Below are 6,266 nucleotides of genomic sequence, written 5' to 3'. Positions count from 1 at the left end.
GCGTCCACCGCGCGTTCCAGCTCCCCGGCGGAGGTCGGTCGGTTCGCCGCCGCCGACAGGTCGTCGACGAGCAGCGGTACCGCTGCCTCGACCGCGGCGACCCGGTGGGGGCCTTCCCCGTGGACGACGGCGGCGAGGGCCTGCCACGTGCGCTCCGTGAACGGCGAGCCCACCACCTCCCGCTCGGCCCGGGGGTCCGCCAACCCCAGCAGCAGGCCGTGGGGGTTGAACTCCCGCACCCGGTCGAGCGCGGCCCGGTCCACCGAGGAGGTCGACCAGGCCAAGCGGTCGCCCACGAACACGGCGTCGGCCAACCGCTCGTCCTCGCCGCGCAGCACCGCGTGCGGCAGCTCCTCCAGCCAGGCCCGCAGCCCGGCCGCGACCTCGTGGCCGCCCGTCTCGTGGGCGCAGTCCTCGGCGGGGTGCGGCGGTGCCTCCCACCCGTGCTCCTCGATCGCCGCCGCGACCGCCGGATCGCCCAGCTCGCGGTACGCCTCGACCGCCCGGCGGCGCCAGTGCTCCGCTGCCGCCTGGTGGTGGCACGGGTCGCGGTGCCAGTAGGCGACAGACAGGTTCCGCAGGATGTTCGCCATGGTCACGACGTCGTCGTCCTCCCGGGCGAGGCGCAACGCGCGGCACAGCTGCCAGATGATGAAACCCCCTCGGGCGCCCGGGAGGTTCTCGAGGCAGGTGACGGCGAGGTTCGTCCTGGCCCGCATCTCGTCCTGCCTGCTCCTGGCGGCGGTGGCCAGCACGATCGAGCCGTTGATCAGGTGCACGGCCTCCGCGGTGCGGTCGAGCATCCGCAGGGCGTCCGCGCGGGCGATCATCGCCTGGACCGCGCCTATCGCACGGCCCTGCCGCCGGCAGATCCGGTAGTCGCGGGCGTGGCACCGCTCGGCCTCGGCGAAGTCGCCGTTCCTGAAGAGCGCGAGGCCCAGGTTGTGCAGGTGCGCGCCCTCCTCCTCGGTGCCCTCGTCGGACAGCCGGCACGCCGCCTCCAGGTGGGTGATCGCCTCGGGGTACCGGTGGGCGCACCGGTAGGCGGTGCCCAGCACCGACGAGGCGAGGCGCAGCGCGGTGCGGTCGAGGTGCCGCGCGGAGGCGAGGGCGGTGTGGCCGACGAGCATCGCCTCGTCTGTCCGGCGCCGGTGTTCGAGGTGGTCGTGCACCCGGTCCGCCAGGTCCACGGCCGTGGGGTGCCGGCCGTCGTGGTGCGCCGCCACCACCGCGGCGACCACGGCGGACCCCTCGCCGTCCCACCACGCCACCGCGTCCCGGTGCGCGCGGACCTCGTCCTCCGTGGCGAGCCGGCGCCGGGTGGACCACTGGTTCGCGGCCTCGGCCCGCAGCGCGTAGTCCGCGTACAGGCGTTCACGGGCGGCCTCCGGCCGGTCGCCCCCGGTGTCCTGCCCGGCCAGTTCCTCCGCGTAGAGGCGCACCAGGTCGTGCATGCCCCACCGCTCACCGGGCAGGCGGTCGAGGAGGTGCAGGCGCGCGAGGTGGGCGAGCAGGCGCCGCGACCGGGCCTCGGCCAGGTCGAGCGCCGCCGACACCGCCCGGGTCGACGCGCTCGTCCCGGGCACCGCCGACACCAGGCGGAACGCGCGGGCCTGGTCGTCGGTCAGCTTCCGGTAGGACAGGCCGAACGCGGCGCGCACGGCCAGCGGTCGCCCTTCGCCGTCCTCGTCGGGGTAGCCGAGTTCCGCGAGCCTGGTCCGCTCGTCGCGCAGGACGGCGGCCAGGTCGGCGGCCGAGGTGGTCGGGTCATCGCGCAACAGGGCGACGACGACCTTCAGCGCGAGCGGCAGGTGCCCGCAGTACCCCGCCAGTTCGACCGCGTCGGGACGCGCCCCGGAGACCCGGTCGTCGTCCGGCCTCGCCACGCGCAGCGCCACGTCCAGGAACCGCACCGACTCGTCGACCTCGAACAGCCCGAGCGCGAAGACCCTCGCCGGCAGCGCGGACAACGCCGTCCGGGACGTGACCAGCACCCGGTGCGGCGGTTCGGCGAGCAGCGGCGCGACCTGGCTCGCGGAGTCGGCGTTGTCGAGGACGACGAGCACCGGCCGCTCCTCGGCCGCGAGCGCCGCGCGCCAGGCCGCCACGCGCTCGTCGTCGTCGGTCGGGACCTCGTCGCCGGGGACGCCCAGGGCGCGCAGGAGCCGGGCGGCGGCGACGCCGGGGGCCACCGACTCGGCGGTGCTGTACCCGTGCAGGTTCTCGAACAGCACGCCGCCGGGGAACGCGCCGCGCGCCGACGCCTCGCGGGCGACGTGCACGGCCAGCGAGGTCTTCCCGATGCCGCCCATGCCGGTGACGGCCGCGGCGCCGGCGCCGCCCGGGGCGAGGTGGCGCAGCAACTCCTCGACGACCCGGCTCCGCCCGGTGAACTGCTCGGCCGCCGCCGGCAGGGTGACCGGCCGGACCCGGCGGTGGACCGCGCCGAGGTGGAACGTGGCGTCGCCCCCGACCTGGATGACCGAGCTGCCGCCCTCCGCGCGGGCGTCCTGCGCCGAACCCCCGTACCCGGTCATCGCCCCCACCGCACCCTCGGCACGCCGATCCGGCACAAGTTACCGGGCCGCGGCGTGCCGGGGGGCGCAGAATTGCGGGGGCCGGGGTACCACTACCAGTTCAGCGGGAGGCCGGCGATGAACGCGCCGAGCCGTTCGGAGATGACCCGGTGGTCGTTGGCGGACGGGTGCCAGTGGCAGCCGAGGTAGTCCAGGCCGGTGCTGTCGTAGTACCAGTGGCGCACGCGGTCGTCGCCCCCGCCGTTGCGCTCGGCCACGACCTGGCGCGTGGCGTCGAGGAAGGCGGTGGTGTTGGACATCTGGGTGGCGCTGACGACGATGGTCGTGCCGTCGCCGTAGCGGGCGCGGAGCTTGTCGAGGAAGCCGTGGTAGGCGGCCTTGTAGTCGGCGACCAGGCTCTCGGGGGTCCACGGCTCGCCCGGGTTGAGGGCGGTGGAGAAGTCGTTGATGCCGAGGCCGACCACGACCAGTTGCGGTCGCCAGCTCGCGGGTTTCCGCCACACGTCGCCGTCGACGGCGAGCAGCGCGCGGTCGTAGTAGGTGCGGTAGCTCGTGCCGGGTTCGCCGCCGTTGTAGTTGCGCACCATGCCCCGGCCGGAGAAGGCGTTGACCTGGTAGTCCGCACCCAGCCGGCGGGCGGTGAGCGGGCCGAAGGCCAGGTCGGCGTTCGTGGTGCGGTTGACCTCGTCGCCGGTGCAGTCCCGGCCGGCGGAGGTGTTGCCGTAGCCGGCGGTGTAGGAGTCGCCGATGAACTCGACCTGCCTGGTGCGGTCGGCGGGCCTGGCGAGGACCTCGCCGCCGGGCGCGGCGACGAAGCCGCCGAACGAGCTGGTGGCCCACGGGCTCTCGCCGCGCTTGACCAGCCGGACGGTGTGCTCGCCGTCGCGCAGGCCGGTGACCCAGTGCGTGCCGGCGGCCGGGGTCACGAAGGTCGCGGCGGTCGTCCCGTCGACCTGGACCTCGTAGTCGGCCGCGGTGTCCTCGAGGACGACGCCGACGCCGGTGCCGCGGAAGCGGCCCTCGAAGTAGACGCCGGGCCAGCTGAAGCGCGCGGCGCCCCCGTCGACCTGGACCCGTCCCGCCGTGCGGACCCGGTCGAGGACCCCGGGGTCGCCGCAGGCGACGCCGTTGAGGGTGAAGTTCGTCGCGCCGGGGTTGGCCGAGGTGAAGGTGCCGGTGAACCCGATCGAGGTGGACGCGCCCGTGGCCAACGCGCCGTTCCAGACCTGGTTCGCGGCCGTGACGCGGGCGCCGGTCTGCCGCCAGGTCGCGCTCCAGCCCTGCACGACCTTCTGCCCGGGGTCGGGGAAGTCGAAGCCGAGCGACCACCGGGTGACGGGGGCGCCCAGGTTGGTGATCTTGACGATGCCGTGGAACCCGCCCGGCCACTGACTGGCCACCGCGTAGTCGACCCGACAGCCCTGGTCGGCGGCCGCGGCCTGCGGGGCAGGCGGTACCGCGAGGCCGAGGGCCGTCGCGCACGCCGTGAGCACAGCTGTGGAGCGCTTCACCGAGCTCCTCCTCGTCGTGGACCCGCCCTGTTCCGGGAGCGCTCCCAGGAGTGATCGGGAAGCTCCGCAGTCCCGGACCGTACCGGGGCCGCCACCACGCGTACAGGGTGCGGGCGGTCCCGGTGCGGGGGAAGGGTGCGGCGAACCGCAGGCCCCTACTCGGCGGGGTGCTCCCGGGCGGCGGCCGAGTTGTGCGGGGCGGCAGGGGCGTGAGCAGCAGGGTCGTGAGCGGCCGGGTGGTGCGAGGCCGGGTGGTGCGAGGCCGTCGGGTCGTGCGAGGCGGCCCAGGAGGCGAGCACGCGGAGCGCGTCCTCGGACGCCGAGCCGGGTTCGGCGGTGTAGATGGTGAGGGTCAGGCCGGGCTCGGCGGCCATCTCCAGGCCCTCGTAGGCGAGGGTGAGGTCGCCGACGAGGGGGTGGTGGAAGGTCTTGGAACCGGTGCCGTGGTGGCGGACGTCGTGGGCCCCCCACCGGCGGCGGAACTCGTCGCTGCGGGTGGACAGCTCACCGACCAGGTCGTGGAGGCCCTTGTCGTGCGGGTTGCGGCCCGCCTCGGTGCGCAGGATGGCCACGGAGGTGTCGGCGGCGAGGTCCCAGTTCGGGTGGAACCGGCGGGCGGCCGGGTCGAGGAACTGGAAGCGGGCGAGGTTGGGCGGCGCGTGCCGGTCGGCGTAGACGGGGGAGTGGAAGGCCCGTAGGTCGAACAGGTGCGCCCGCTCGGCCTCGTCGAGCCGGAGGGCGTGGGCGACGGCGTCCAGCACACCGGCCGAGAACCCGGCCAGGGCGCCCCGCTCCAGCTTGGAGTAGTACTCGATGCTTACGCCGGCCGGCGCGGCGACCTCGGTGCGGCGCAGCCCCGGCACCCGGCGGTTGGTGCCGGGCGGCAGGCCCGCCTGCTCGAGAGTGATCTTGGCCCGGCGCGAGACGAGGAACTCGCGGACCTCCTGGCGATTCCCCGTGCGCCGGGTTCAGCGGGCGTCCACCATGGAACCCCTCGGACCAGACCCCGACCGCACCGGGCGGGCGGTCTTCGAGGAACGAAGGAGAACCACCGTGCGCGGTGTTGTGCTGCACGCCCCCGGCGACGTCCGGGTGGAGGAACGCGACGACCCGGCGATCGTCGCGCCCACCGACGCGATCATCCGCCTGTCCGCGACCTGCGTCTGTGGGTCGGACCTGTGGCCCTACCGGGGGATCGAGGAGGTCGACGGGCCCTCCCCGATGGGCCACGAGTACGTCGGCGTCGTGGAGGAGGTGGGCGGCGAGGTCCGGAGCGTGCGGCCGGGCCAGTTCGTGGTCGGCTCGTTCTTCGCCTCGGACAACACCTGCGAGATCTGCCGGGCCGGCTACCAGTCCTCCTGCGTCCACCGGGTCCCCATGGGCGGCATCGGCTCCCAGGCGCAGTACCTGCGCGTGCCGCTGGCCGACGGCACGCTGGTGGCCACGCCGGGGACGCCCCCCGCCGACCTGGTGCCGAGCCTGCTGGCGGCCTCCGACGTGCTGGGCACCGGCTGGTTCGCCGCGGTGGCGGCCGAGGTCGGTCCGGGCAAGACCGTCGCGGTCGTCGGCGACGGGGCCGTCGGCCTGCTCGGCGTGCTCGCGGCCCGGCAGCTCGGCGCGGAGCGGATCATCGCCATGAGCAGGCACGGGTCCCGCCAGGCGCTCGCCCTGGAGTACGGGGCGACCGACGTCGTCGCCGAGCGCGGCGACGAGGGCGTGGCCCGGATCAAGGACCTCACGAACGGGCTCGGCGCGCACTCGGTCATCGAGGCCGTGGGCACCCAGGAGTCGATGATGCAGGCCATCCGCTCCACCCGCCCCGGCGGGCACGTCGGCTACGTCGGCGTCACCCACGACGTCGCCCTGCCCGGCACGGACCTGTTCTTCTCCCACGTCCACCTGCACGGCGGCCCCGCGCCCGTGCGCCGCTTCCTGCCCGAGCTGGTCGAGCTGATCTGCGACCGCCGGATCGACCCCGGCAAGGTCTTCGACCTCACCCTGCCGCTCGAGCGGGCGCCCGAGGGCTACGTGGCGATGGACGAGCGCCGCGCGATCAAGACCCTGCTCACCGTCTGACCGGGCCACCCGACCGACCGGGGGGCACCCCTGACGGGGCACACCGCCGGCGGACCGCTTCGCGGGCGGGCGGTCACCGGCCGTGACCCGTGACGTCACCAGCGGCGTCGGCCGGGGGGGGCGGGCCCGCCCGCGCCCCGAC

The 6,266-nt window shown here is 75.2% G+C and carries 4 protein-coding genes; 1 reads left to right on the top strand and 3 read right to left on the bottom strand.

All coding sequences use genetic code 11. The features are described 5' to 3' along the window. The 3 genes from ACFV4N_RS37960 to ACFV4N_RS37950 all read right to left on the bottom strand — a co-directional run. Positions 1–2,537: AAA family ATPase (locus ACFV4N_RS37960; protein ID WP_499677510.1), on the bottom strand; the 2,537-nt coding region annotated here is incomplete at its 3' end. Positions 2,538–2,629: 92 nt separating this feature from the next. After that, complete coding sequence (locus ACFV4N_RS37955) at positions 2,630–4,048, bottom strand: cellulose binding domain-containing protein (protein WP_499677509.1); 1,419 nt, start codon at positions 4,046–4,048, stop codon at positions 2,630–2,632. 155 nt (positions 4,049–4,203) lie between these two features. Beyond that, positions 4,204–4,956: a helix-turn-helix transcriptional regulator gene (locus ACFV4N_RS37950; protein ID WP_499677511.1), complete on the bottom strand. Its 753-nt coding sequence runs from the start codon at positions 4,954–4,956 to the stop codon at positions 4,204–4,206. Between the two features lie 145 nt (positions 4,957–5,101). On the opposite strand from ACFV4N_RS37950, the gene ACFV4N_RS37945 reads away from it, so the two are divergent. Further along, positions 5,102–6,124, top strand: coding sequence for a zinc-dependent alcohol dehydrogenase family protein (locus ACFV4N_RS37945; protein ID WP_499677508.1), 1,023 nt, complete (start codon positions 5,102–5,104; stop codon positions 6,122–6,124). Positions 6,125–6,266 lie beyond the last annotated feature (142 nt).

It is taken from the genome of Actinosynnema sp. NPDC059797 (genome assembly GCF_042732085.1).
GTDB lineage: Bacteria > Actinomycetota > Actinomycetes > Mycobacteriales > Pseudonocardiaceae > Actinosynnema.
The sequence above is the reverse complement of the archived record's forward strand: the minus strand, read 5'-3'. Positions and strand labels throughout refer to the sequence as shown.